This is a genomic window from Bradyrhizobium liaoningense, from assembly GCF_018130825.1.
GTDB classification, from domain to species: Bacteria; Pseudomonadota; Alphaproteobacteria; order Rhizobiales; family Xanthobacteraceae; genus Bradyrhizobium; species Bradyrhizobium liaoningense_B.
The window spans coordinates 197,865-222,676 of sequence record NZ_JAFCJS010000004.1 but is presented as its reverse complement, the minus strand read 5'-3'; the positions used below and the strand labels follow the sequence as shown (position 1 = coordinate 222,676).

General features: G+C 65.8%; 26 protein-coding genes and 1 riboswitch. Of the genes, 16 read left to right on the top strand and 10 right to left on the bottom strand.

Translation table 11 applies throughout. The features are described 5' to 3' along the window. Positions 1 to 70: 70 nt before the first annotated feature. Positions 71 to 532 carry a hypothetical protein gene (locus JQ603_RS19710; protein WP_212341845.1) on the bottom strand — a complete coding sequence of 154 codons (462 nt, stop codon included), beginning with the start codon at positions 530 to 532 and terminating at the stop codon, positions 71 to 73. Between the two features lie 181 nt (positions 533 to 713). On the opposite strand from JQ603_RS19710, the gene JQ603_RS19705 reads away from it, so the two are divergent. Further along, positions 714 to 1,007, top strand: a complete 294-nt coding sequence (locus JQ603_RS19705) for a hypothetical protein (RefSeq protein ID WP_212341843.1) — start codon at positions 714 to 716, stop codon at positions 1,005 to 1,007. A 41-nt stretch (positions 1,008 to 1,048) separates the two neighbouring features. Next, positions 1,049 to 1,579 (top strand): DUF3617 domain-containing protein, encoded by a 531-nt coding sequence (locus JQ603_RS19700; RefSeq protein ID WP_212341841.1) that lies wholly within the window; start codon positions 1,049 to 1,051, stop codon positions 1,577 to 1,579. A gap of 67 nt (positions 1,580 to 1,646) precedes the next feature. Here the strand turns inward: JQ603_RS19700 and JQ603_RS19695 are convergent, their stop codons facing one another. The 3 genes from JQ603_RS19695 to JQ603_RS19685 are packed head-to-tail and all read right to left on the bottom strand — an operon-like array spanning position 1,647 to position 4,324. Beyond that, positions 1,647 to 3,035 (bottom strand): ATP-binding protein, encoded by a 1,389-nt coding sequence (locus tag JQ603_RS19695; RefSeq protein WP_212341840.1) that lies wholly within the window; start codon positions 3,033 to 3,035, stop codon positions 1,647 to 1,649. A gap of 18 nt (positions 3,036 to 3,053) precedes the next feature. Then, on the bottom strand, positions 3,054 to 3,785 hold the full coding sequence (locus JQ603_RS19690) for a response regulator (RefSeq protein ID WP_211404479.1): 732 nt from the start codon (positions 3,783 to 3,785) through the stop codon (positions 3,054 to 3,056). Beyond that, entirely contained in the window at positions 3,782 to 4,324 is a 543-nt protein-coding gene (locus JQ603_RS19685) for a MarR family winged helix-turn-helix transcriptional regulator (RefSeq protein WP_245003728.1), read from the bottom strand. Before JQ603_RS19685 ends, JQ603_RS19690 begins: the two co-directional genes overlap by 4 nt. Positions 4,325 to 4,663: 339 nt before the next feature. Between JQ603_RS19685 and JQ603_RS19680 the strand changes: the two genes are divergently transcribed. The 5 genes from JQ603_RS19680 (at position 4,664) to JQ603_RS19660 (ending at position 9,122) form a co-directional block, all read left to right on the top strand. Next, the gene (locus tag JQ603_RS19680) at positions 4,664 to 5,746 is read left to right on the top strand and encodes a branched-chain amino acid aminotransferase (protein ID WP_212341838.1); all 1,083 of its coding nucleotides are present in this window, start codon (positions 4,664 to 4,666) and stop codon (positions 5,744 to 5,746) included. A 263-nt stretch (positions 5,747 to 6,009) separates the two neighbouring features. Further along, on the top strand, positions 6,010 to 6,534 hold the full coding sequence (locus JQ603_RS19675; RefSeq protein ID WP_212341837.1) for a YegJ family protein: 525 nt from the start codon (positions 6,010 to 6,012) through the stop codon (positions 6,532 to 6,534). Between the two features lie 181 nt (positions 6,535 to 6,715). Beyond that, entirely contained in the window at positions 6,716 to 8,230 is a 1,515-nt protein-coding gene (gene hisS, locus JQ603_RS19670; RefSeq protein WP_212341836.1) for a histidine--tRNA ligase, read from the top strand. A gap of 66 nt (positions 8,231 to 8,296) precedes the next feature. Then, entirely contained in the window at positions 8,297 to 8,551 is a 255-nt protein-coding gene (locus JQ603_RS19665; RefSeq protein WP_212341835.1) for a tautomerase family protein, read from the top strand. A 178-nt stretch (positions 8,552 to 8,729) separates the two neighbouring features. Then, the gene (locus tag JQ603_RS19660; RefSeq protein WP_212341834.1) at positions 8,730 to 9,122 is read left to right on the top strand and encodes a thioesterase family protein; all 393 of its coding nucleotides are present in this window, start codon (positions 8,730 to 8,732) and stop codon (positions 9,120 to 9,122) included. 116 nt (positions 9,123 to 9,238) lie between these two features. Here the strand turns inward: JQ603_RS19660 and proC are convergent, their stop codons facing one another. After that, positions 9,239 to 10,111, bottom strand: a complete 873-nt coding sequence (proC, locus tag JQ603_RS19655; RefSeq protein ID WP_212342443.1) for a pyrroline-5-carboxylate reductase — start codon at positions 10,109 to 10,111, stop codon at positions 9,239 to 9,241. 137 nt (positions 10,112 to 10,248) lie between these two features. Next, entirely contained in the window at positions 10,249 to 10,749 is a 501-nt protein-coding gene (locus JQ603_RS19650; RefSeq protein ID WP_212341833.1) for a YbjN domain-containing protein, read from the bottom strand. 408 nt (positions 10,750 to 11,157) lie between these two features. Continuing rightward, positions 11,158 to 11,332, top strand: a riboswitch (FMN riboswitch). A 78-nt stretch (positions 11,333 to 11,410) separates the two neighbouring features. Here JQ603_RS19650 and JQ603_RS19645 point away from each other — a divergent pair. The 9 genes from JQ603_RS19645 to JQ603_RS19605 all read left to right on the top strand — a co-directional run bounded on the left by JQ603_RS19645 (position 11,411) and on the right by JQ603_RS19605 (position 20,931). Then, the gene (locus JQ603_RS19645) at positions 11,411 to 11,968 is read left to right on the top strand and encodes a 6,7-dimethyl-8-ribityllumazine synthase (protein WP_212341832.1); all 558 of its coding nucleotides are present in this window, start codon (positions 11,411 to 11,413) and stop codon (positions 11,966 to 11,968) included. 250 nt (positions 11,969 to 12,218) lie between these two features. Further along, complete coding sequence (locus JQ603_RS19640) at positions 12,219 to 13,421, top strand: MHYT domain-containing protein (RefSeq protein WP_212341831.1); 1,203 nt, start codon at positions 12,219 to 12,221, stop codon at positions 13,419 to 13,421. A 218-nt stretch (positions 13,422 to 13,639) separates the two neighbouring features. Further along, entirely contained in the window at positions 13,640 to 14,503 is an 864-nt protein-coding gene (locus JQ603_RS19635) for an FAD binding domain-containing protein (protein WP_212341830.1), read from the top strand. 11 nt (positions 14,504 to 14,514) lie between these two features. Continuing rightward, complete coding sequence (locus JQ603_RS19630; RefSeq protein ID WP_212341829.1) at positions 14,515 to 15,015, top strand: (2Fe-2S)-binding protein; 501 nt, start codon at positions 14,515 to 14,517, stop codon at positions 15,013 to 15,015. Beyond that, positions 15,012 to 17,432 (top strand): aerobic carbon-monoxide dehydrogenase large subunit, encoded by a 2,421-nt coding sequence (locus tag JQ603_RS19625; RefSeq protein WP_212341828.1) that lies wholly within the window; start codon positions 15,012 to 15,014, stop codon positions 17,430 to 17,432. The genes JQ603_RS19630 and JQ603_RS19625 overlap by 4 nt, the downstream gene beginning before the upstream one ends. A 108-nt stretch (positions 17,433 to 17,540) precedes the next feature. Further along, on the top strand, positions 17,541 to 18,407 hold the full coding sequence (locus JQ603_RS19620) for an AAA family ATPase (RefSeq protein WP_212341826.1): 867 nt from the start codon (positions 17,541 to 17,543) through the stop codon (positions 18,405 to 18,407). Then, a complete protein-coding gene (locus tag JQ603_RS19615; RefSeq protein WP_212341824.1) occupies positions 18,404 to 19,612 on the top strand; it encodes a vWA domain-containing protein in 1,209 nt (402 codons plus the stop codon). The genes JQ603_RS19620 and JQ603_RS19615 overlap by 4 nt, the downstream gene beginning before the upstream one ends. Positions 19,613 to 19,622: 10 nt before the next feature. Beyond that, positions 19,623 to 20,462 (top strand): XdhC family protein, encoded by an 840-nt coding sequence (locus JQ603_RS19610; protein WP_212341823.1) that lies wholly within the window; start codon positions 19,623 to 19,625, stop codon positions 20,460 to 20,462. 10 nt (positions 20,463 to 20,472) lie between these two features. Beyond that, on the top strand, positions 20,473 to 20,931 hold the full coding sequence (locus JQ603_RS19605; RefSeq protein WP_212341821.1) for an SRPBCC family protein: 459 nt from the start codon (positions 20,473 to 20,475) through the stop codon (positions 20,929 to 20,931). Between the two features lie 117 nt (positions 20,932 to 21,048). Here the strand turns inward: JQ603_RS19605 and JQ603_RS19600 are convergent, their stop codons facing one another. From JQ603_RS19600 to JQ603_RS19585, 4 genes are all read right to left on the bottom strand, one after another. After that, on the bottom strand, positions 21,049 to 22,002 hold the full coding sequence (locus JQ603_RS19600; RefSeq protein WP_212341819.1) for a ribose-phosphate pyrophosphokinase: 954 nt from the start codon (positions 22,000 to 22,002) through the stop codon (positions 21,049 to 21,051). A gap of 196 nt (positions 22,003 to 22,198) precedes the next feature. Then, positions 22,199 to 22,810, bottom strand: coding sequence for a hypothetical protein (locus JQ603_RS19595; RefSeq protein ID WP_212341817.1), 612 nt, complete (start codon positions 22,808 to 22,810; stop codon positions 22,199 to 22,201). A gap of 113 nt (positions 22,811 to 22,923) precedes the next feature. Continuing rightward, a complete protein-coding gene (gene pgeF / locus JQ603_RS19590) occupies positions 22,924 to 23,691 on the bottom strand; it encodes a peptidoglycan editing factor PgeF (RefSeq protein ID WP_212341815.1) in 768 nt (255 codons plus the stop codon). Then, positions 23,691 to 24,806 (bottom strand): class I SAM-dependent methyltransferase, encoded by a 1,116-nt coding sequence (locus JQ603_RS19585; protein WP_212341813.1) that lies wholly within the window; start codon positions 24,804 to 24,806, stop codon positions 23,691 to 23,693. Before JQ603_RS19585 ends, pgeF begins: the two co-directional genes overlap by 1 nt. Positions 24,807 to 24,812 lie beyond the last annotated feature (6 nt).

Sequence of the window (24,812 nt, the reverse complement as noted above, 5' to 3'; positions counted from 1 at the left end):
AACATTTCAAGAACAAACTTCGTGCGCCGCTCGTTCGGCCGCTTGATCGGGCCGAATCAGGGCGTTCGAATTACTGCCTCGCGGCGCGGCAGGCCGGGTTGTAGGCCCAGTTGCGATCGAGCCCGACCACGCACCATTCGACGCCGTTGCCGTAACCGGCAAAGCCGCCATCCTCGATGATCGAGAAATGCACCTTGCGCACCTTGCCGTCAGTGAGCATGGCCTCGCCGGTGCAGTAGCGGCGCGGGATGTTGTCGGACTGCCAGGGCCGGAAGGCGACCTCGCGAACGGCCGAGAAGCCCGTGATCTTCAACGAGGAATTCCAGAACGAGCTTTCCTTCTCCCAGAACTGGGTGGCGATCGTCGGCAGCGCCCTGTCGCAATCGGCGACGGCGCCGTCATAGCGCGGCCCGCTCAGCCAGAAGTTCAGCTCCAGCGGATTGGCGGCCCGGGCCTCGCCGAGCGACAGCGCCCCGAACATGAGGCCGAGCATGGCGGCGAAGCGGAGCGATTTCAGGGAGGGGGCGCGCATGGGCAATCCGGACAGCTGGGTCTTCGAAGCTCGAACGGTGCCGCGAAGGCCGGAAGAGGTCAAGTGCAGCGCGGCAACACTTCGCCAGGAGTTGACCAGAACGGCGCGGCCGGCCGGCCTCGGTTCTTTTCACTTTGGCCCCGGCACCGTAAACTAGTGCCAGCCAATTGGAGTGACGGGAATGCGAATCATTGCGGCCGCGGGCCTTCTTGCCCTGGGTATGATGGCGAGCCAGTCGGCGCGCGCCGATATCCTTCCGGTGCCTCCGTTCAAGGGTAACGACACCGGCGGTATCATCGCCTATTCGATGGCGAACCAGGTCGATGCGCGGCAGGTCGCGGTCGATCATTGCGCGCGCTACGGCAAGGTCGTCAAATTCCTGGGCGTGCAGGCCTATGAGGGTGGATACATCTCGTTCTCCTGCCGCTGGGTGCCCTATGGCGCCGCCGACCGGCCGATCCGCACGCTCTACTGAGGCGTCGTAACGTCGCAATCTCTTTGCCGGGAGCTTCCCTCATGACGCGCAAACTCGCTTTGCTCGGCTCGGCCCTTTGCGTTGTGTTGTCGGCAGCCGGCGCCTCTGCCGACGACCTGCCGGTGCGCAAGGCCGGCCTCTGGGAAATGAAGATGGTCAGGACCGGCTCGGCGATGCCCGAGATGACCATGCAGCACTGCACCGACGAGACCGTCGACAAGGAGATGAGCAACAACGTCTCCCCGATGGCCAAGCAGATCTGCGCCAAGCAGGAGATCAAGAAGACCGCGACCGGCTATGTCAGCGATTCCGAGTGCAGCGTCGCCGGCGTCAGCACGACCTCGCATGCCGAGATCACGGGCGACTTCAACTCGGCCTACACGGTGAAGACCACCTCGCATGCGCAAGGCGGCGTCGCCGGCGCTGCGGGGCGCGATACGACGGTGCAGCTCGAAGCGAAGTGGCTCGGGGCCTGCAAGCCCGACCAGAAGCCCGGCGACATCGTCATGCCCGGCGGCTTCAAGATGAACGTGCGCGACATGGACAAGCTGAAGAGCCTGCTGCCGAAGTAGGTGCGGTCGCCGCGCAGTCGGTGCGCTCCCTCGCCCCGTTCTTACGGGGAGAGGTGAAGTACGGCGCCTACACCGGTATCCGCACGCTCGCCCGCAATCCCCCCATCGGGCTGTCACCCAGCGTGATGTCGCCGCCATGGGAGCGGGCGATGTCGCGGGCGATGGCGAGGCCAAGGCCGGTGCCGCCTTCGTCCTGGTTGCGGGCGTTGTCCAGCCGCAGGAACGGCTTGAACACCTCTTCGCGCAAATGCGCCGGGATACCCGGACCGTCGTCGTCGACCGTGACGGTCAAATAACGGTGATCGCGCTGGCCGGTGATGGCGATGCTCTTCCCGTAGCGCGCCGCGTTGGTGACGAGGTTGGCGAGGCAGCGCTTGAACGAGGCCGGTTTCACCGTCACCACGGGCAGGCCGTTGAACGCCACGGTCGCGGTGTGGCCGTGGCGCTCGGCATCGCTGCGCAGCTCCTCGAGCGCCTGCGCCATGTCGGTCGGCTGCGACTGCTCGCCGGAATCGCCGCGGGCAAAAGCGAGGTAGTCCTCCAGCATCATTGACATCTCGTCGACGTCCTTGCGCATGCCTTCGAGCTCGGGGCTGTCGCCGATCAGCGCCAGCTCGAGCTTGAAGCGGGTCAGGATGGTGCGCAGATCGTGGCTGACGCCGGCGAGCATCGCGGTGCGCTGCTCCATCGTGCGCTCGATGCGCGACTTCATCTCGAGGAAGGCGACCGCCGCGCGCCGTACCTCGCGCGCGCCGCGCGGCCGGAAGTTCGGCGCCTCGCGGCCCTTGCCGAAACTCTCGGCGGCATCCGCGAGCCGCAGGATCGGCTTGATCTGGTTCCGCAGGAACAGCACCGCGACGATCAGGAGGATCGAGGACGTGCCGACCATCCAGAATAGGAAGATCTCCGAGTTCGAGGCATAGGCGGCGCTGCGCTGCGCGAACACGCGCATCACGGCATCGTCGAGCTGGATGCGGATCTCGACGAGGTTGGAGCGGCCGACCGTGTCGATCCAGAACGAGCGGCCGATCTGGCGGCCGAGCTGCACCGACAGCGTCTGGTCGAGCAGCGAGAAGAACGGCTTCGGCCCCGGCGGCGGCATGTCGCCGGCGGGCAGGAAGTCGACGACGAGGCCGAGGCGCTGCTGCGCGATGCGGCGGATCTGGTCGCGATCCCGGTCCTGCGGATAGCCCTTGTAGACGTCGATGAGCGCGGCGATGTCCTGCACGACGGCGGCCGACAGGCGGCGCGTCACCGTGTTCCAGTGCCGCTCCATGAACACGAAGGCGACGACCGACTGCAGGATCACCATCGGCACGATCATGATGAGCAGCGCGCGGGCATAGAGGCCGGTCGGCATCCAGCCCTTGAACGCATTGCCCATCCAGCCATTGGCGGCCGAAACGCGGCCGGCGGCGCTCTTCAGAAGCGTCAGGCCGGTATCGATCGTGCTCATCTAGCGTGCTTCACTGAGTTATGGCGAGGCCACCAGCCGGTAGCCGATGCCGCGCACCGCCTGCAGGAACAGCGGATTCGCAGGATCGGTCTCGATCTTGCGCCGGAGGCGGTTGATCTGCACGTCAACGGCACGCTCGTTGACGCTGCCATTGCCGGTCAGCGCGCTGCGCGGCACGGTCTCGCCCGGGGTTTCCGAGAGAATGCGCAGCATCTCCCGCTCGCGATCGGTGAGGTGGATGACCTCCTCGCCCTGGCGCAATTCACCGCGGTCGAGATGGTAGACGTAGGGACCGAACGCGATCTTCTCGACGGTCGTCACCTGCGGCGGCGGCGCGGCGCGCTTGAGGATGTTGTTGATGCGGAGCGCAAGCTCGCGCGGCTCGAACGGCTTTGCGACGTAATCGTCGGCGCCGATCTGCAGGCCCTCGATGCGGGCTTCGGCCTCGTGGCGCGCCGTCAGCATCACGATCGGCACCGAGGAGGAGGTCCGGATGAAGCGGGCAAGGTCGAAGCCGGTCTCGCCGGGCATCATCACGTCGAGGATCAAGAGATCGAAATGCAGCCCCAGCAGCTTCGAGCGCGCATCGCCCGCGCTCGCGGCGGTTGTGACGCGATAGCCCTCGCTGGCGAGAAAGCGCGAGAGCAGATCGCGGATGCGGCGGTCGTCGTCGACCAGCAGCAGATGCGGGGCGTCGTCGGCCGGTTGCACCGGTGGACGCGCGAGCGTGGCTGCGAGCGGCACGGTCACTCCTTCGATTCTTGATTGACCGAGGCGAAGATCGTCTCGAGCACCTTGTCCGGATCGTCGCGGTCGATCATCGCGCGCAGGAAGCGCTTGACCGTCTCGGCGTCCTGCGGACCCATCTCGGCGAGTGCCTTGGTGATCCGCGTGGTCTGGAGCCCGGCGAGCTTCTGCACCAGCGCCTCGCCCTTCGGCGTCGCGTAGAGCAGGCGCTGGCGACGATCATTGTCGCCGGTCTTCTGCACGATGTAGCCCTCGTCCAGGAGCTGCTTGAGCACCCGGCCGAGCGACTGTTTTGTGATGCGCAGGACGTCGAGCAGGTCGGCGACCTTCAGCCCGGGATAGCGGTAGACGAAGTGCATGACGCGGTGATGGGCCCGGCCGAAGCCGAACGCCTCCAGCTCCTGATCGGGATCGCCGACGAAATCGCGATAGGCGAAGAACAGCAGCTCGATGATATCCCAGCGCAAATTGCCTCCATCGCCTGCGGCCGGCCGGGGCACGGCAGCGTCTTGAGGGGAAGTCGCGAAATTTATGTCAGGCATATTGACGTATCTTGGGTTCAATGTTACAAAACGATCGATCCGCACGAAATTTTAGATCGTTTCGCGACGGGTGGCATCGTAGCAGGACGGCCGGAGAGAGCCGGACAGGCGGCGACGGCCGAAGCAGATCTACCGTGCGATTGTCGAGCGGCATTTCGGCAAAACATACTGGACTTCCGCCTTCCGCAAAAGCATGTCCTCAGCGACATGCTGGCCACGGAAACCGGCCGTAACATGGCTGGCGGCGGTCCGGCGAGAAACCCAACCAAGCCAGTCGGGCCCGAAGCGGGCAGGCGGGCGCGAGAAACAGCGCCGCTACCGGCAGCGGGAGGCAAGGACATGAGCATGAAATTCGATATCCAGCCCGCATCCAATCCGACTCCAGAGAAGGACCGTGTCGCCAAGCTGGTGGACCCCGGTTTCGGGCGGGTCTTCACCGACCACATGGCGATCGTTCGCTACAACCAGGCCAAGGGCGGCTGGTACGAGGCACGCGTCGAGGCGCGCGCCAACTTCCAGCTCGATCCGGCCGGCGCCGTCCTGCACTATGCACAGGAGATTTTTGAAGGCCTCAAGGCCTACAAGCGCGACGACGGCGGCGTGAACCTGTTCCGACCCGACGCCAATGCGCGGCGCTTCAAGAATTCCGCCGACCGCATGGCGATGGCGCAATTGCCCGAAGACGTCTTCATCGAGGCGGTCGAGCAGGTCGTGCGCATCGATCGCGCCTGGATGCCGGGCGGCGAGGGCAGCCTTTACTTGCGCCCCTTCATGATCGCGAGCGAGACCTTCCTCGGCGTCAAGCCGTCGTCCGAATACATCTTTGCGGTGATCGCTTCCCCGGTGGGCTCCTACTTCAAGGGCGGGCCTGCGCCGGTCTCGATCTGGGTCTCCGAGAACTACACGCGCGCCGCGATCGGCGGCACCGGCGCGGTCAAATGCGGCGGCAATTATGCTGCGAGCCTCCGCGCGCAGGCCGAAGCGATTCAGCACGGCTGCGATCAGGTCGTCTTCCTCGATGCGGTCGAGCGCCGTTACATCGAGGAGCTCGGCGGCATGAATGTCTTCTTCGTGTTCGACGACGGCTCGCTCTCGACGCCGCCGCTCGGCACGATTCTGCCCGGCATCACCCGCGACTCCATCATCGCGCTCGCCCGCGATGCCGGCAAGACTGTGCGCGAGGAGCCGTATTCGCTCGACCAGTGGCGCAAGGATGCGGCCTCGGGCCGGCTCCAGGAAGCCTTCGCCTGCGGCACCGCCGCCGTGATCTCGCCGATCGGCAAGGTGCGCTCGGTGAGCGGCGATTTCGAGATCTCGGGCGGCGCCGCCGGCCCCGTCGCGATGGGCCTGCGCAAGCAGCTCGTCGACATCCAGTACGGCCGCACCAACGATCCGCACAACTGGATCCGCAAGGTGCTTTGATCTCTTCACCCTCCCCTGGAGGGGGAGGGTCGATCGCGCGTAGCGCGAGCGGGGTGGGGTGATTTCTCCACACGGGCGGTGCGCAGAGTGGAGAGACCGTCACCCCACCCCGTCTCTCATCTTCGCTACGCTCAGATGCGAGCCGACCCTCCCCCTCCAGGGGAGGATAAAACGCGCAACGTTTGTGGCTTATCGCGCTATGAACGTGCTGCTGCCGACACGCGACAAAACCAGGACACAACAAGCATCCTGGAATCGCGAACATGGCATCCAAACTCTCCCAGCCCATGAAATGGGTGGTTCTCGCCGCCATCACCGGCGTCTCCGTTTTCGGCATCCTGACCATCGGCCCCACGCACGAGGTGGCCGCGCAAGACCGCTCGCCGATCGTCGACGTGCGCACCTCCGACCCCGAGATGAACGCCGCGATCGCCCGTGCCCGCGGCACGCTGCCGACCTTCTGGGCCTCCTATGACGCGGCAAAACCGTCGGAGACCGGGCACGCCCTGAAGGTGCGCTTCTCGACCCGCAAGGGCGGCGAGCACATCTGGATCGGCGAGGTCAAGAAGCAGCCCGACGGGAGCTATTCCGGGTTGTTCGCCAACGAGCCGCGCGATCTGCCGGGCAAGCGGGCAGGCGACCAGGTGAAGTTCACCGAAGCCGACATCTCGGACTGGATGTTCATGCGCAACGGCAAGATCGTCGGCGGCGAAACCATCAAGCCGACGCTGAAGTCGCTGCCGAAGGCGGATGCCGATGCCCTCCGGGCCCGGATGGAGCGGCCGTAGGGCGGGGGATTGTCATTCCGGGATGGTCCGAAGGACCAGACCTCAGGTGCGCAATTGCGCACCGGGGAATCTCGAGATTCCGGGTTCGATGCTGCGCATCGCCCCGGAATGACGGCCAGCTTAGCGCTTCCGCGATGCTACAGCGGTTGCCGCCCCGCGCGTCGGCTGGTAAATGCCGCGCATGGCCGACAAACCCAAAAAACCCGAGAAACTGAAGGCGCGCCTGCCGCGCGGGCTCGAGGATCGCGATCCCGCCGCGATCCGGGCGACGCGCGAGATGGTCGAGAAGATCCGCGCCGTCTACGAGCTCTACGGTTTCGAGCCGGTGGAGACGCCGGCGATGGAATTCACCGATGCGCTCGGCAAATTCCTGCCCGACCAGGATCGTCCGAACGAGGGCGTGTTCTCGTTCCAGGACGATGACGAGCAGTGGATCAGCCTGCGCTACGATCTGACCGCGCCGCTCGCCCGTTACGTCGCCGAGAATTTCGACACGCTGCCAAAGCCGTACCGCAGCTACCGCGCCGGCTACGTGTTCCGCAACGAGAAGCCCGGCCCCGGCCGCTTCCGCCAGTTCATGCAGTTCGATGCCGACACGGTCGGCTCGGCGACGCCGGCGGCGGATGCCGAGATCTGCATGATGGCGGCGGACACGATGGAAGCGCTCGGCATTGCGCGCGGCTCCTATGTCGTGAAGGTCAACAACCGCAAGGTGCTCGACGGCGTTCTGGAGGCCATCGGGCTCGCCGGCGACGAGAACGCAGGCCGCAGGCTGACCGTGCTGCGCGCCATCGACAAGCTCGACAAGTTCTCCGCTGACGAAGTGCGCAAGCTGCTTGGTCCCGGACGATGGGATGGCGGCGAGGAAGGCAAGGGCGACTTCACCAAGGGCGCCAACCTCAGCGAAGCTGAAGCCGACGTTGTTCTCGCCATCACCAAGCCGCGCGACGATTGGAAAGAGGCGGTTGCCGCGGCGGAAACCTATCTCGCCAAGAGCGCAGTCGGTCAGGCCGGCGTCAGCGAGCTGGAAGAGATTGCAAAACTGGTCACGGCGTCGGGCTACGGTCCGGATCGCATCAAGATCGATCCGTCCGTGGTGCGCGGTCTCGAATATTACACCGGCCCCGTCTACGAGGTCGAACTGCTGCTGGACACCAAGGACGAGAAGGGCCGCCCGGTGCGCTTCGGCTCGGTCGGCGGCGGCGGCCGCTACGACGGCCTCGTCTCGCGCTTCCGCGGCGAGCCGGTGCCGGCGACCGGTTTCTCGATCGGCGTCTCGCGGCTGCAGGCGGCGCTGACGCTGCTCGGCAAGCTCGACACGCGGCCCGAGTTCGGGCCCGTTGTCGTCACGGTGTTCGATCGCGACCGCGTCGCCGACTATCAGAAGATGGTGGCGTCCTTGCGCACCGCCGGCATCCGCGCCGAGCTCTATCTCGGCAATCCCAAGAACATGGGCAACCAGCTCAAATATGCCGACCGCCGCAACAGTCCCTGCGTCATCATCCAGGGTTCGGACGAGAAGGTTCGCGGCGAGGTGCAGATCAAGGATCTGATCGAGGGCGCGAAGGCAGCCGCGGCGATCGCCTCCAACCAGGAATGGCGCGAGACCCGCCCGGCGCAGTTCTCGTGCGGCGAAGCGGACCTCGTCGCAAAAGTGCGCGAGGTGCTGGCGCGCCATGACGTGAGCTGGGGCTAGCCATTCGCAAGCAGCCTCATGCCCGGGCTTGTCCCGGGCATCCACGTCCTGTTTGATGCGCACGTCATGAATGACCGGGGTGTGCCCGGTCATCGCGAAAGCAGCAGGGAGACAACGATGCCTGAGATCACCGTCAGCATGGCCGAGGGCCGCACCGACGAGCAGAAGGCCGGCATGATGCGCGACATCACCCAGGCGCTGGTGAAGAACCTCGGCGTCGACGCCGATGCCGTCGTCATCCAGATCAACGAAGCCCCGCTCCGCCACAAGATGAAGGGCGGCAAGACCTTCGTGGAGCGCGCAGCAGCGGCGAAGAAGTAGCCAGCGCTGTAGCGGCAAACACAACTGTCGTCCTGGCGAAAGCCAGGACCCATTACCCCAAGCGGCAGTTGTTGCGGCAGGTCGTGGTTTGGACCGCGCCAACGATATGCAGTCGGGGTAATGGGTCCTGGATCGGCGCTCGCTTTGCTCGCTTGTCCAAGACGACGAGGTCAGCACCATGGACGCACGCGATTTCATCAAAATCGGCATGAGCGCCGAGCGCACGCTGGTGGTGCCGGCCGAGCGCACGGTCGGGCATTTCGTGCCCGGCATGCCCTTTGTGTATGCAACGCCGATGATGATCCTGGAGATGGAGATGACGGCGGGCGATGCGATCCGCAGCGCGCTTCAGCCGGGCTGGGTCACGGTCGGCACCGAGGTCGACATCCGCCATCTCGCAGCCGCCCTGGTCGGCGCGACGGTGCGGACCACCGCGAAAGTGGTCGCGGTCGAGCGCCGCGTCATCCGCTTCGAGGTCGAGGCGTTCGAGGGCCCACGCAGGCTCGGTGAGGGCCGCCACGCGCGCGGGCTCGTCAATGTCGAGACGTTCAACAAGCGGCTGGGGGCGTAGCCGCGGACGCGGTGCCGTAGGGTGGGCAAAGCGAAGCGTGCCCACCAACTTCATCGCGGTTTAGGAGAGATGGTGGGCACGGCGCTTTGCGCCTTTGCCCACCCTACGACACCGTCCTACTTCGCCAGTTCCTTCGACCGCTTCGTCGCGGCCGCGATGGCGCGGATCATCAACTCGCGTAGGCCCGGCTCGCCCATCAGCACGCCGAGGGCTGCGGCCGTGGTGCCGCCGGGCGAGGTGACGTTCTGGCGCAGCGTGGCCGAGGGGAGCTCCGACTGGTGCAGCAGCTCGCCGGAGCCGGCGACGGTCTCGCGCGCAAGCTTGGTCGCGAGCGCCTCGGGCAATCCCGCTTCCACGCCGGCCCGCGCGAGCTCCTCGGCGAGCAGGAACACATAGGCCGGGCCCGAGCCGGAGACGGCGGTCACCGCGTCCATCAGGCCTTCGTCCTCGACCCATTCGACCGAGCCGGTGGCGCGCAGCAGCGCATCGGCCACCGCGCGTTGCGCGACGCTGACACTCTTCGCCGCAACGGCGACGGTGATGCCGCGGCCGATCGCAGCCGGCGTGTTCGGCATCGCGCGCACCACGGCGCCGCCGCAGACCTCCTCGAGCGAGGCGATCGTGGTTCCCGCCATGATCGAGACCACCGAGGTCTTGTCGGAGACGAACGCTTTCAATTTGGCGCCGGCCTCGCGGAACATCTGCGGCTTCACCGCGACGACCAGGGTTTCGACCGTGCCTGCCGCCTTCACATCGGGATTGAGCGCAACGCCCTTGGCGGCAAGCGCTGTGATCTCCGGCGAGATGAACGGGTCGACCACCGCGACGCGGCGCGGATCGAGCCCGCCCGAAAGCCATCCGGTCAGCATCGCGCCGCCCATCTTGCCGGCGCCGGCGAGCAGGATGGTGCCGGTGATGTTTTGAAGGGTGTTGTTTGCCACTGTGGTCACCACAAATTCAGTGTCGTCCCGGCGAAGGCCGGGACCCATAACCACGACTGGTTCTAGTGGATGGAGAGCAGAGCAACAAGCCGCGTGCCCTAAGCGATATCACGCGGTATGGGTCCCGGCCTGCGCCGGGACGACGGTGGGGAGGGAGCGGCGGCTCCCTTGCGTCACGAGAAGCCCTACGCCTCGCCCACCGTGTCGAACATCGCTGCGTCCATCGCCTCGGTCGTGGTCTTGCCGGCCCACACCACGAACTGGAACGCCGGAAAGTAGCGCTCGCAGGCGTGGATGGCGCCGGCGAGCATGGCCTCGCATTGCGCGGGCGAGGCGGTGAGGCCGCCCGGCAGCACCAGCGCCTGGCGGTGCATGACCATGCCGGTGTTGGTCCACAGATCGAAATGGCCGACCCACAATTGCTCGTTGACGGCGGCGACGAGCCGCTGCACTTCGCTCCGCCGCGCGAGCGGAATCTTCATGTCGAACGCGCAGGCCAGATGCAGCGCCTCGATCTCGCCCATCCAGGTGAAGGAGATCTGGTAATCGGTCCACTGTCCCTTCGAGACGATCGTGAGCTCGTCTTCGCCGGAGCGTTCGAACGGCCAGTTGTTGTTGGCAGCGATATCCTCGACCACCGCGAGCGGATGGCTTTTGGAATCAATGTTGCCTTCGAGCAGGGACATGCCGTCTCGACCTCTTGCCTTCTTGTTGTCGTTGATACGCACGCGGTCGGCCCGGCACGCTCCCTCAATGTCGCTCTTGCGATCCCTCGGATCAGCGCGGGCCTGTCGCGGATCAAGTGATGTGATTTGCGGAATCTGCGCAACGGGGTCCCGAGTCCGTCCACAACCCAGGACTCGTTCGTCCACAGCTCATCTCCGCCACAATTCTTAACGCGGGAGTCCCGATCCGGATGGAGGAGAACAAATCGGAATCGGACTCGAGCCAACGGACCCCAATCGTTAATTCCGCCCCGTGAGGCCGCTCCCGCCGCGGCGGCATGGGACCATGCGCATTCCCCATGCGGAACACGCTTGCTGCGGCCGCCGGCCGGCGTCATATTTCCGGTCAGGCCGTTCATTCCGGACGGCCGATGTTCTCAGGGCGGGGTGAAAGTCCCCACCGGCGGTAAGGGCCGAAAGGCCCAAGCCCGCGAGCGCCTTCCCCCAAGGACTTTCCTGAAAAGGTCTTGTCCGAAGGGAAGGGTCAGCAGATTCGGTGCAACTCCGAAGCCGACGGTTAAAGTCCGGATGAAAGAGAACGGTCGGTGGCAGACGCATCGCGTGGATGCGGCTGTTTGTCGTTCCGTGTGCCCTGATTCTGGTCCTTAAACCGAGGAAAGCCATGAATCAGATGTTGCAAGATCCCCAAGCCGAAACTTCCGAAGTTACCCAACCGCCGGTTCCACGAGATCCGGTGCCGGAGCATCCGCGCTTCGCCAAACCGCAGCGGGTGGCGTTCGTGCAGGCCTGCTGGCACCGCGACGTGGTCGAGGAGGCCCGCATCGCCTTCATGAAGGAGGCCGAGGCGCGCCACCTCACCCATGTCGACGTGTTCGAGGTGCCGGGCTCGTTCGAGATCCCGCTGCACGCACAAGTGCTCGCCAAGACCCGGCGCTACACCGCCATCGTTGCCGCCGGCCTCGTCGTCGACGGCGGCATCTATCGGCACGAGTTCGTCGCCGACACCGTGATCAAGGCGCTGATGGACGTGCAGCTGCGCACCGAGGTGCCGGTGTTCTCGGCCGTGCTGACGCCGCAGCAATTCCACGAGACCGAGGTGCACTACGACTTCTTCCGCAGGCATTTTGCCATCAAGGGCGTCGAGGTCGCGACTGCTTGTGCGGAGACGTTGCACGGCCTGGAGCGCCTGCGCGGCCAGGTTGCGGCGGGGATCGTGTGACGGAGCGACAAGGCTCTCGCTCCTCATCCTGAGGAGCTTGCGAAGCAAGCGTCTCGAAGGATGAAGGCCCGGATGTTGCGTCTTGGCCTGCACGGTTCGAGGCGGCGCTGCGCGCCTGCTCACCATGAGGGTCTTGCAGCGCGCCAAGCCACCGGCTTCACACGCCGCTGATTGTCAATCCCGCCGCCGTCCCTGTAAAGTCGGCGGCGGGAGGAGGCCGTGCCGTGGAGACGGGGCGGTCGACAAGATCATGTTCGAAGGACACGATCCCTATCTCGTTGCGCTCTCTGTGGCGATCGCGAGTCTGGGTGGCTATACCGGCTTTGCGCTTGCTGCTCGCATCCGCAACACGCCCGGTGTCAGTAACCGCATTTTGCTCGCGGGGGCGGCGGCATTTTTGGCCGTCGGCATCTGGACCATGCATTTCGTCGGCATGCTGGCCGCGCCGCTGCCGCCTGACACGGTCTATCTGGTGCTTCCCACCATCAGCTCGTTCCTGATCTGCGCATTGGTGGTCGGCATCTCTCTCTTCTTTGTCTCGATCGGTGAGCCCACGTTGAAGCGGGTAGCCTCGTCGGCGGTCCTGCTCGGCGTCGGTATCGCCAGCATGCATTATGTCGGCATCCATGGACTGGCCGGGCCGTTCGGCATCGTGCACGACAAGACCATGGTGGCGCTGTCGGTGGTGGTGGCGATCGTCACCGCCTATGGCGGCCTGCGCGCCTTTCTGGCGCAGCAGGAGGGCGTCCGGCTGATCGTCAGCTCGATTGTTTTCGGCATCGCCGTCTCCGGCATGCATTACACCGCGATGCTCGGCATGCATTTCGCGCCGCTGACGAGCGCGGTGCATCACCACGCCGGCGGCAGCCTTGCCGCGTCGCAGCAAATTCTGTCGATCATCGTTGCCGTGCTGTGCTTCGTCATCGCAGCCGGCTTCTTGCTGTCCCTGGTTCCCGATCAACGGCGTCAGACTTTGAACTCTACTGCCGCCGAACCGGTTGCTTCGCCGGTCGCGGCGGCCGCCATTGAGCTGATTGCTGCGCCGGCTGCAGCTCCGCGGCCGATGGCGCCGCTCGGTGGCCTCGGACAGCCGCCGCGGGCGCCGGTTCCCAGGCTGCCGGTCGAGAGCGCCGACGGGACACACTTCATCGAGACGGCCAATGTCCGCAGTGTTCGGGCAGACGCGCACTACACCCGCGTCCATGACGGCACCCGTGAGCGGATGTGCCCCTGGTCGATCTCGGAAGCGGAAGCGCAGCTCGATCCCTCGTTGTTCCTGCGGGTGCACCGCAGCCATATCGTCGCCATCCCCCATGTCGCGCTGGTCCGGAAAGAGGGCGATGGCGCGGTGCTCGAACTCGACGGCCCGTCGCCGCACCGGGTGCCGGTGAGTCGCGCCAAGATCGCCGAGGTAAAGGCGCGGTTGGGACTGGCGAACCGTCGGCAGGCTTAGGAACTCCACTCTCTCACTCCCTCGCCCCGCTCTTGCGGGGAGAGGTGAAGAGCCGCCCCATTCGTCGACACCCCTGACGCAATTCGTGCGTTCAGACCCGCATTTCGTGCAAAATGCCCGCCTTCGTGCCCGAATGATTGCGGCCCGCCCGGTCCAGAGAGACCGTCCCCTCCAACGTCCGCGCCGTCACGCGCCAAGGACGATTGTGGGAGGAGACGATGATCCCGGGCTCATTCAGCTATCACCGGCCGGCGAGTGTCGCCGACGCCGTCAAACTCTTGTCCGACCTCGGCGAGGAGGCACGGCCGCTGGCCGGCGGGCACAGCCTGGTGCCGATGATGAAGCTTCGGCTCGCCACCCCCGCGCATCTGGTCGATTTGCACGGCATCGCCGCCCTCAAGGGCATCCGCCACGACGGCAACACTCTCGTCATCGGGGCGATGACCACCCAGCACGAGCTGCTGGCCTCCGAGGACGTCGCCAAGTCCATGCCGATCCTGCATGAGGCGGCCCTGCTGATCGCCGACCCGCAGGTGCGCTATCGCGGCACGATCGGCGGCAACGTCGCCAATGGTGATCCCGGCAACGACATGCCGGCGCTGATGATGACGCTGGGGGCGATCTACCGCCTCGAAGGCTTGGGCGGCGCCCGCGATGTTCCCGCCGCCGATTTCTACCAGGGCGCCTATTTCACCGCGCTCGAGCCCGGTGAGATCCTGACCGCTGTCTCGGTGCCCGTACCCGCAGCCGGTCACGGTTACGCCTACGAAAAGCTCAAGCGCAAGGTCGGCGACTACGCCACTGCGGCCGCCGCCGTCGTCCTCACCATGGCCGGCGGCAAGGTCGCAACCTGCTCGATCGGGCTGACCAACGTGCACGAGACGCCGCTGCTCGCCACCGACGCGGCGACGGCCGTCATCGGCACCAGCCTCGATGCGGCCACGCTGAGAAAGGCCGCTGCAGCAGCCGAAGCGATCATGGCGCCGGCCGCCGATGCACGCGGTCCGGTCGAATACCGCAAGCATGTCGGCGGCATCATGGTGACGCGGGCGCTTCAGCGCGCAGCTAGCCGGGCGAAGTAAGGGAGGGATCGATGGCCAAAACACACGTCACCATGAAGGTGAACGGCGCCGAGGTCGAAGGCCTCGTCGAGCCGCGCACGCTGCTGGTGCATTTCATCCGCGAAAATCTCGAGATGACCGGCACTCATATCGGCTGCGAGACCACCCATTGCGGTGCCTGCACCGTCGATATCGACGGCATGTCGGTGAAGTCCTGCACCATGTTCGCGGTGCAGGCTGAGGGTAGCGACATCACCACCGTCGAAGGCATGGCCAATGCAGACGGCACGCTGTCCGCGCTGCAGGAAGGCTTCCGCATGATGCACGGCCTGCAATGCGGCTTCTGCACGCCCGGCATGATCATGCGGGCGCATCGGCTTCTGAAGGAAAACGCCTCGCCGAGCGAGCAGGAGATCCGGATGGGCATCTCCGGCAACATCTGCCGCTGCACCGGCTACCAGAACATCGTCAAAGCCATTCAATACGCCGCCGCGAAGATCAACGGCGTGGAATTCCGGGAGGCCGCAGAATGAACGACATGACTCCCACGCGGGAACAACGCGAAGCCGCACTCGAAGGCATGGGCTGCAAGCGCAAGCGCGTCGAGGACATCCGCTTCACGCAGGGCAAGGGCAATTACGTCGACGACGTCAAGCTGCCGGGCATGCTGCACGGCGACTTCGTCCGCTCGCCGCATCCGCATGCGCGCGTCAAGAAGATCGACGACAGCGAAGCGCTGAAAGTGCCGGGCGTGCTCGCTGTCATCACCGCCGAGACGCTGAAGACCGTCAACCTCGCCTGGATGCCGACGCTTGCCGGCGACGTGCAGATGGTGCTGGCCGACGGCAAGGTGCTGTTCCAGAACCAGGAGGTCGCCTTCGTCGTCGCGACCGATCGCTACGCCGCCGACGACGGCATCAACAAGGTGATCGTCGAATACGAGCCGCTGCCGCCGCTGGTCGATCCCTTCAAGTCGATGGACAAGGATGCGCCGGTGCTGCGCGAGGACCTCGTCGGCAAGATGTCCGGTGCGCATGGCCCGCGCAAGCACGACAACCACATTTTCGAGTGGACCGTCGGCGACAAGGAGCTGACCGATGCGGCCTTCAACAAGGCCGAGGTCAAGATCAAGGAGATGATCTCCTATCACCGCACTCATCCATCGCCGCTGGAGACCTGCCAGTGCGTCTGCTCCTTCGACAAGATCAAGGGCGAGCTGACGATCTACGGCACGTTCCAGGCTCCGCATGTGATCCGCACCGTGGTGGCGCTGATCGCAAAGCTGCCTGAGCAGAAGATCCACGTCATTGCGCCGGACATCGGCGGCGGCTTCGGCAACAAGGTCGGCGCCTATCCCGGCTATATCTGTGCGGCGGTGGCCTCCATCGTCACCGGCAAGCCGGTGAAATGGGTCGAGGACCGCATCGAGAACCTGACCGCGACCTCGTTCGCGCGCGACTATCACATGACCACCGAGATCGCTGCGACGAAGGATGGCAAGGTCACGGGGCTGCGCGTGCACGTGCTCGCCGATCACGGTGCGTTCGATGCCTGCGCCGACCCGTCGAAATGGCCGGCCGGCTTCTTCAACATCGTCACGGGATCCTATGACTTCCCGACCGCGCATCTGGCGGTGGATGGCGTCTACACCAACAAGGCGCCCGGTGGCGTCGCTTACCGTTGCTCGTTCCGCGTCACCGAGGCGGCCTATTGCATCGAGCGCGCCATGGATATCCTGGCGCAGAAGCTCAACATGGATCCGGCCGAGCTGCGGCTGAAGAACTTCATCAAGCCGGAGCAGTTCCCGTATCACTCGGCGCTGGGCTGGGAATACGATTCCGGCGACTACCACACCGCCATGCGCAAGATGATGGAGACGACCGGCTACGCCGCGCTCCGGAAGGAGCAAGCCGAGAAGCGCGAAGCCTTCAAGCGCGGCGAGACCCGCGAGATCATGGGGCTGGGAGTCTCCTTCTTCACCGAGATCGTCGGCGCCGGCCCGTCGAAGAATTGCGACATCCTCGGCATTGCCATGTTCGACTCATGCGAGATCCGGATGCATCCGACCGGTGCGGGCATTGCGCGCATGGGCACCAAGAGCCAGGGCCAGGGCCACGAGACCACCTGGGCCCAGATCATCGCCACCGAGATCGGCATTCCCGCCGACAACATCCAGGTCGAGGAGGGCAACACCGACACCGCGCCCTACGGGCTCGGCACCTACGGCTCGCGCTCGACGCCGGTTGCCGGCGCGGCGATCGCGATGGCTGCGCGAAAGATCAAGGCCAAGGCGCAGATGATCGCGGCCTACAAGCTCGAGGTCCACGAGGATGACCTCGAATGGGACATCGATGGCTTCCGGGTCAAGGGCCTGCCGGAAAAATTCATGTCGATGAAGGATATCTGCTGGGCGGCCTACAATTCGGTGCCGCCGGGCATGGAGCCGGGGCTGGAAGCGGTCAGCTATTACGATCCGCCGAACATGACCTATCCGTTCGGCGCCTATCTCTGCGTGATGGACATCGACGTCGACACCGGCGTGTACAAGGTCCGGCGCTTCTATGCGCTCGACGATTGCGGCACCCGCATCAACCCGATGATCATCGAGGGCCAGGTGCATGGCGGCCTCACAGAAGCCTTCGCGATCGCGATGGGCCAGGAGATCCGCTACGACGAAACAGGCAACGTCGTCACCGGATCGTTCATGGACTTCTTCATGCCGACCGCGGTGGAGACGCCGCATTGGGAGACCGACTTTACCGTCACCCCGTCGCCGCATCACCCGATCGGCGCCAAGGGCGTCGGCGAGAGCCCGAATGTCGGCGGCGTGCCGGCCTTCTCCAACGCCGTCAACGATGCGTTCTCGTTCTTAGGCAGCACGCACATCCAGATGCCGCACGACTTCTGGCGCAACTGGAAGGCGGCCAAGGATCTGGGCGCGGTGGCGTAGTGTTGTCGTCATTGCGAGCGAAGCGAAGCAATCCAGCATCCTGCTGCGGAAACAGTCTGGATTGCTTCGTCGCTTCGCTCCTCGTAATGACGAGGAGGTGGTGGAAGCATGAAAGGTCGTGACGAGATCGCGCAAGCATTGGCCGCATCCGGTTACATCGCCGATGCGGACCTCGCGACTGCGATCTCGCTGATGCAATTGCTGCGGCGTCCGCTGCTGCTCGAAGGGGAGGCGGGCGTCGGCAAGACCGAGGTGGCGAAGGCGCTCGCCAAGGTGCGTGCGACCGAGCTGATCCGTCTGCAATGCTATGAGGGGCTCGACCAGTCCTCCGCGCTCTACGAGTGGAACTACCAGCGCCAGTTGCTGGCGATCCAGGCGCATCGTGGCACCGACAGCATCGAGGACCAGATCTTCTCGGAAAAGTACCTGCTCGAGCGTCCGCTGCTCGCCGCGATCCGCCGGCCGCAGGCGCCGGTGCTGCTGATCGACGAGATCGATCGCGCCGACGACGAGTTCGAGGCGTTCCTGCTGGAGCTGCTCTCCGACTTCCAGGTCTCGATCCCCGAGCTCGGCACCATCCCCGCGATCACCATTCCGCACGTCGTTTTGACCTCGAACGGCACCCGCGAGCTTTCCGATGCGCTGCGCCGGCGCTGCCTCTATCACTATGTCGACTATCCCGATGTCGACCGCGAGACCCGCATCATCCTGGCGCGCGTCGCCGGCGCGAGCCCGTCATTATCGCTCCAGATCGCGCGCATGGTCGAGGGCGTGCGCAAGGAGGAACTGCGAAAGGTGCCTGGTGTGGCGGAGACGCTGGACTGGGCGGCGGCCCTCGTCGGCCTCGACGTCCGCGATCTCCACGATGCGCCGGAGACCGTGCACGACACGCTGATCTGCCTGTTGAAGACCCACGAGGATCGCGCCCGCGTCACGCCAGAGGTGACACAGCGCCTGCTGGGGAGGGTCGCATGAGCTGCTGCGGCTCCAGTCCCGAATACGACGATCTCAATGAGGTCTCCAAGCTCGTGTCCGCAAGGCTCGCGGCGTTCCTGCGGACCTTGCGCGATGCCGGTTTTCGCGTCGGGCTCGCCGAGGGGCAGGATGCGGCGACGCTGATGTCGTCTGGCTATGCGGCGCGACCGAACCTGCTTCGGGCGGCGTTCAAGCACCTGTTCTCGGCGCGCAAGTCCGACTGGGACAAGTTCGAAGGGCTGTTCGACGCGTTCTGGCTGGGCAAGCGCGTGCGCTCGCGCTCCCGCACGATCGGCTCGGCACCGGGTGCCAGCAACCCGTCGCTGAAGAGCCTGCAGGACAAGTTGGCCGAGCAGGGGGGCAACCAATCGATCTCGGACCAGCTTCCGTCATCCGGCGATGCGCCGGAAGGCCGCGCCGGCGAGGGCCGCATGGAAGGCGCTTCGCGCGCGGACAATCTTGCGGAGGTCGATTTCAGAAAACTCAGCGATCCCGATCAGGTTGCGCAGGCCCATGAGGCTGCCGCCCAACTCGCCAGGGCAATGCGCTCGCGGCTGACGCGGCGCGATCTGGCGCGCCGGCGCGGCTATCGGCTCGATCTCCGCCGCACCATCCATCGCAACATCAGCCATGGCGGCGTCCCGATCAGCCTCGTCAAGCGCCAACGCAAGGACAAGCCGCTGCGGCTGATCGTGCTGCTCGATGCCTCGGGCTCGATGAACATGTACACCGCCGTCTTCCTGCGCTTCATCCACGGCGTGCTCGACCAGTTCCGTGAGGCCGAGGCGTTCCTGTTCCACACGCGTCTCGCTTACGTCTCCGATGCAATGAAGGAGAAGGACGCCGGCCGCGCGCTCGACAGGCTCTCGATCATGGCGCAGGGCGCGGGCGGCGGCACGAAAATCGGCGAGTCCTTGCAAACGTTCAATCGCTGGTACGCCGCCCGCGTCATCCATTCGCGCAGTTGTGTGATGATCGTGTCCGATGGCTACGAGACCGGCGATGCCGCGCTGCTCGGCCGGGAGATGGCGGCGCTGCACCGGCGCTGCCGCCGTATCGTCTGGCTCAACCCGATGATGGCGTGGGCCGGCTATGCGCCCGAGGCGAGGGGCATCAGGGCCGCGCTGCCGCATGTCGATCTCTATGCGCCGGCGAATTCGCTGCAAAGCTTGCGCGCGCTCGAACCCTATCTGGCGAAGCTCTGAGGAGGCGCCGATGACCACTCATGTCGAAGTGCTGGATCTGGTCGCGCAGATGAAGGCCGCCGAGCGCGCCTTCGTGCTCGCGACGGTGGTGCGGACGGTGTCGGTGACCGCGGCGAAGGCAGGCGCCAAGGCGATCATCGCGGCCGACGGCACCATCGTCGCGGGCTGGATCGGCGGCGGCTGCGCCAGGGGCGCGGTGCTGAAGGCGGCGCGCGAGGCGCTCGCCGACGGCGAGCCGCGCATGGTCTCGGTGCAGCCGGAGAACCTGCTGGCCGAGCTCGGCGTCAGCGCGGGCGAGAGCCGCGACGGCATCCGCTTCGCCAGCAACATGTGTCCGAGCAAGGGCACGATGGACATCTTCGTCGAGCCGGTGCTGCCGCATCCCTCGCTGGTCATTCTCGGCGCGAGCCCGGTGGCGCTGTCGCTTGCCGCGCAAGCGCGCGTGCTCGGCTATCATGTCACGCTCGCCGCACCTTCCGCCGATCTCACGGCGCAGCCGGATGCCGATGCGGTGATCGATGGCTACCAGCTGGGCGAGCTCAACGAGGCCAAACGCTTCGTCGTGGTCTCCACGCAAGGCAAGGGCGACGAAGCCGCCTTGCGCGCGGCAGTCGCGACCAAGGCCTGTTATCACGCCTTCGTCGGCAGTCGCCGCAAGATGGCCTCGTTGCGCGCCAGGCTGATCGCGGAAGGGGCGAGCAGCGCCGTGATCGACGATTTCAAGGCGCCGGCCGGTCTCGACCTCGGCGCCATCACGCCGGAGGAGATCGCGATGTCGATCCTCGCCGAGATCACCGTGGAACGACGGCGCGGCCAGCGCACCACCGATCAGTCAGCAAGCAAAGAGTGAGACACCCGTCATGCAGATGAACGACAGCCAGCGCATCCCCGCTCCACGCGAACAGGTCTGGGCAGCGCTGAACGATCCCGCTGTGCTGAAGCAGTGCATCCCCGGCTGCCAGTCGCTCGAGGTGACCGGTCCGAACGAGATGACCGCGACCGTGATCTTCAAGGTGGGCCCGGTGAAGGCGACGTTCAGCGGCAAGGTGACGCTGTCCGATCTCGATCCGCCGAACTCCTACCGCATCTCGGGCGAGGGCTCCGGTGGTGTGGCCGGCTTCGCCAAGGGCGGCGCCGCGGTGCGGCTGGAATCCGAGAGCGCCGAGGTGACGGTGCTGCACTATGGCGTGGACGCCCAGATCGGTGGAAAGCTCGCCCAGCTCGGCGCCCGGCTGATCAACTCGACCGCGACGAAGCTGGCGGGTGAGTTCTTCAAGTCGTTTGCGGAAGTGGTGAGCGCGAAGGCAGAGGCGAGCTAGGTGCCGTAGGGTGGGCAAAGCGCAAGCGTGCCCACCACCCTCATTGCAAAAAGAAAAGGTGGGCACGGCGCGTCGCGCCTTTGCCCACCCTACGAGACCTTCCGGAACCGGAAAAAACTAGTCGAACAGGCTCGACACCGACTCTTCTGCGGCGGTGCGCGCGATCGCATCCGAGATCAGGCTGGCGATCGGCAGCGTGCGGATGTTCGGCGCCTTGGTCACCGCTTCGGTCGGCAGGATCGAGTCGGTGATCACGAGCTCCTTCAGCCTGGAGCCCGCGATGCGGGCGGCCGCGCCGCCGGAGAGCACGCCATGGGTGATGTAGGCGTAGACGTCCTTGGCACCCTTGGCGATCAGCGCGTCGGCCGCATTCACCAGCGTGCCGCCGGAATCGACGATGTCGTCGACCAGGATACAGCTGTAGCCGGAGACGTCGCCGATCACGTTCATGACTTCGGATTCACCCGGACGCTCGCGGCGCTTGTCGACGATGGCGAGCGGGGTGTTGATGCGCTTGGCGAGGCCGCGGGCACGGGCCACGCCGCCGACGTCGGGCGATACCACCATCACCTTGCCGAGGTCGAAACGTTCGCGGATGTCGCGCACCATCAGGGGGGCGGCGAACAGATTGTCGGTCGGGATATCGAAGAAGCCCTGGATCTGGCCGGCATGAAGGTCGAGCGTCATGACGCGGTCGACGCCGGCATGGGTGATCAGATTGGCGACGAGCTTGGCCGAGATCGGCGTGCGCGAGCCGGAACGGCGGTCCTGCCTGGCATAGCCGAAATAGGGGATCACTGCGGTGATGCGGCGCGCCGAGGAGCGGCGCAGCGCGTCGGTGATGATCAGCAGCTCCATCAGATTGTCGTTCGCCGGAAACGAGGTCGACTGGATGATGAAGGCATCCGAGCCGCGGATGTTCTCCTGGACCTCGACGAAGATTTCCATGTCGGCGAAGCGCCGGACCACCGCCTTGGTCAGCGGCATGTTGAGGCCCTGCGCGATGGCCTGCGCGAGAGCCGGATTGGAGTTGCCGGCGACAAGCTTGATGGAGCCGTTCTTGGCCGACATGGACGCTTCCTCCCGCGCTTTGCTGGATACGACGTTCAACATCAGAAAATACCCACTGGAAGCACGGTTACGACGGGCGAGGAAATATCAGGCCGGGGGCCGCAATGGCAACCCGGGATGCTACGTTTTCCCTTTGAAATCCTGAGTCCGGCCAACGGCTTGGCCGCAAACTGGGCCCGTGGTTTAGCGGGGGTTATCACTCGGCATAGCCGAGCGCCGAGGCCGGCAGGTCAGACACCGGGCCCTCCTTGATCGCGCTCGCCACCGCCGGTCCGCGCAGGCCGGGAGCCGCACCCGGGGCCTCCGGCGTTCCGTTGATCATGTTGGAAAGTCCGCTGAATCCGGCCTGGGCGATCTTCCGCAGCACGAGGTCGTCGGCCGCGGCCCAAGCGTCGCGGCCGCCCTTGGCGGAGGTCGGTTCCTCGCCGGAGAGACGCAGCGCCCGCTGCTGGTTGGCGTCGTAGACGTCCCAGACCCAGGCGATCACGGTCTTGCCGCGCACCACCTGGGCGGAGAGGTAGCTGCGCACGCGGTAGGCAGCCGTTCCCTCGCGGGAGACCACGGACAGGCTGCGCAGCTTGGATTCGCTGTCGAGCACGCCGACCATGCGGTCGAACACCTGCGGCGGGGGGCCATCGATGGATTCGAACGCGACCGTCGCTCCCGAGCCGGTGCTCGGTGCCATCGCATAGGAGTTGGCGGCGTTGCCGCCGCCGGCGCAGCCGCCAAGCGCGGCCGCCGCTGCCAGCAGCATGACCGCCAGCACGCGCGAACCCGCACGGCCCAAGATGAACGACGCGTCCCTCATTATGGAGGGCAGCGATATCGTTAAAACGCATTAACGTCTAGGGCGGAGGCGATACAGACCACTGTCATCCGGTCCGGGGTACGCCCCGGAATGACACGAGGTTGCTCTTGTGTTCACGCTTCAAGCGCGATCGCGTGAACGTGCCGGCCGTAATCCGGCTCCTTGCGATGCACCGAGCGGCGGTAGCTGAAGAAGCGCTCGTCGGCGTAGGTGTCCAGACCGAGGTCGTCGATCATCAGGATGCCGGCCGCCTCTAGCCGCTTGCGAATGAAGCCGGCGAGGTCGAACATCGCGTGGCCCTCGCGCACCGAGGGAATGAAGAACACCGCGTTGTCCGCGTCCGCCTCGATGAAGCGCGCGACGAACTCGTTGCCGACCTCGTAGCTCTCCTGTCGGATCAACGGGCCGATCGCGGCGATGATGCCGCCGCGCGTGGCGCCGAGCTTCTCCATCGCGGAGATCGTGGACTCCAGCACGCCCGTGAGCGCGCCCTTCCAGCCGGCATGCGCACCGCCGATCACGCGCGCGTTGGGATCGACGAACAGCACCGGCCCGCAATCGGCGGTGGAGACGCCGAGCGCGATGCCGGGCGTCTTCGTCACCAGCGCGTCGCCCTTCGGCCGCGGACCGCTCGGCCACGGCATTTCGGCGATGAGCACGTCGGGCGAATGGATCTGGTGCAGGCTGATGAAACGTTCCGGCGCGACACCGACATGCTCGGCCATGCGGCGGCGGTTCTCCGCGACGAGGGCCTGATCGTCATTGGAACCGAGCCCGCCGTTCAGCGCGGCATAGATGCCGCCGGAGACACCGCCCTCGCGGGTGAAGAAGGCATGGCGCAGGCCGGGAACCGCCGACAGCAGCGACGAGGCGAGAGTCATCAATGTCCTCCGGCGTGTTCGAGATCGCTGAGGCCGGCAATGCCCGTCAGCCGCGGCTCGGAGATGCCGAGCACCTTGAACATCGAGCCCATGCCGCTGCGTCCCGTGTCGGTCAGGCGCTTCAGCGCAACCGAAATGTCGGTGGCGACCTCCGGCGTCGCCTTCTGCATCAGGGCGGCGGCCCGAGTGTCGATGCCGACGCGCTTGAGGAAGTCTCCTTGCGTCACCGGGCCGTGCACGCGGGCGCCGACATCCTCCGCTGCCCGCGCCAGCGCCTGGAAGTCGACATGGGCGGTAACGTCGGCCTGGCCCGGCGCCTTCAAGGGATCGGTGAAGGTGTGGCGCGCGATGGCCTGGAAGGTGTCGCCGGCATCGCTGCGAAAATGGCCGTAATCGATGATCAGGGCCGCGCCGTCCTGGTCGCGCACGCGGGTGGCGAGCTTCATGATCTCGCCGTCCGGCCGCCATTCGAACACGGCGCCGACGGGGGCTGCGCGCACCAAGGACGGCAGCAGCACGTCGAAGCGCGGCGTCGGCTCGGACGCCGCGCCGAACTGCAGCTTGCCGTTGGGGTCGATCTCGATCACGCGCTCGTGCCAGCCGTGCTCGCCCTTCACCATCTGGTGGATCGGCAGCACGTCGAAATATTCGTTGGCGAGGATGACGCTCGGTCCTTCCGGCACGTCGTCGATGCTGTCGTGCCAGGCGATGTTGCGCACGCCCGCCAGCGTCGCACTCTGCCGCTCGCGCAGGACCGGATTGACCTCGACCATGTGGATGTGGAGCGCCTGATACAGCGGAGGCAGCACGCGGAGCGCGCGCAGCGCATCCGCCATCATGGTGCCGCGGCCAGGGCCGAGCTCGATCAGCCGCAAAAATTGCGGCGAGCCCATCTGCTTCCATACCGAGGCGGTCCACAGGCCCAGGAGCTCGCCGAACATCTGGCTGACCTCGGGCGCGGTGGTGAAGTCGCCCTCACGTCCCAAAGGATCGCGCGAGACGTAATAGCCATAGCGCGGATGCATCAGGCACAGTTCCATGTACCGCCAGACCGGCATGGGGCCTGAGGATTTGATCAGCGCCTTGATCTCGTTGAGTAGCGGCTGGTCGGTCACGGCGTA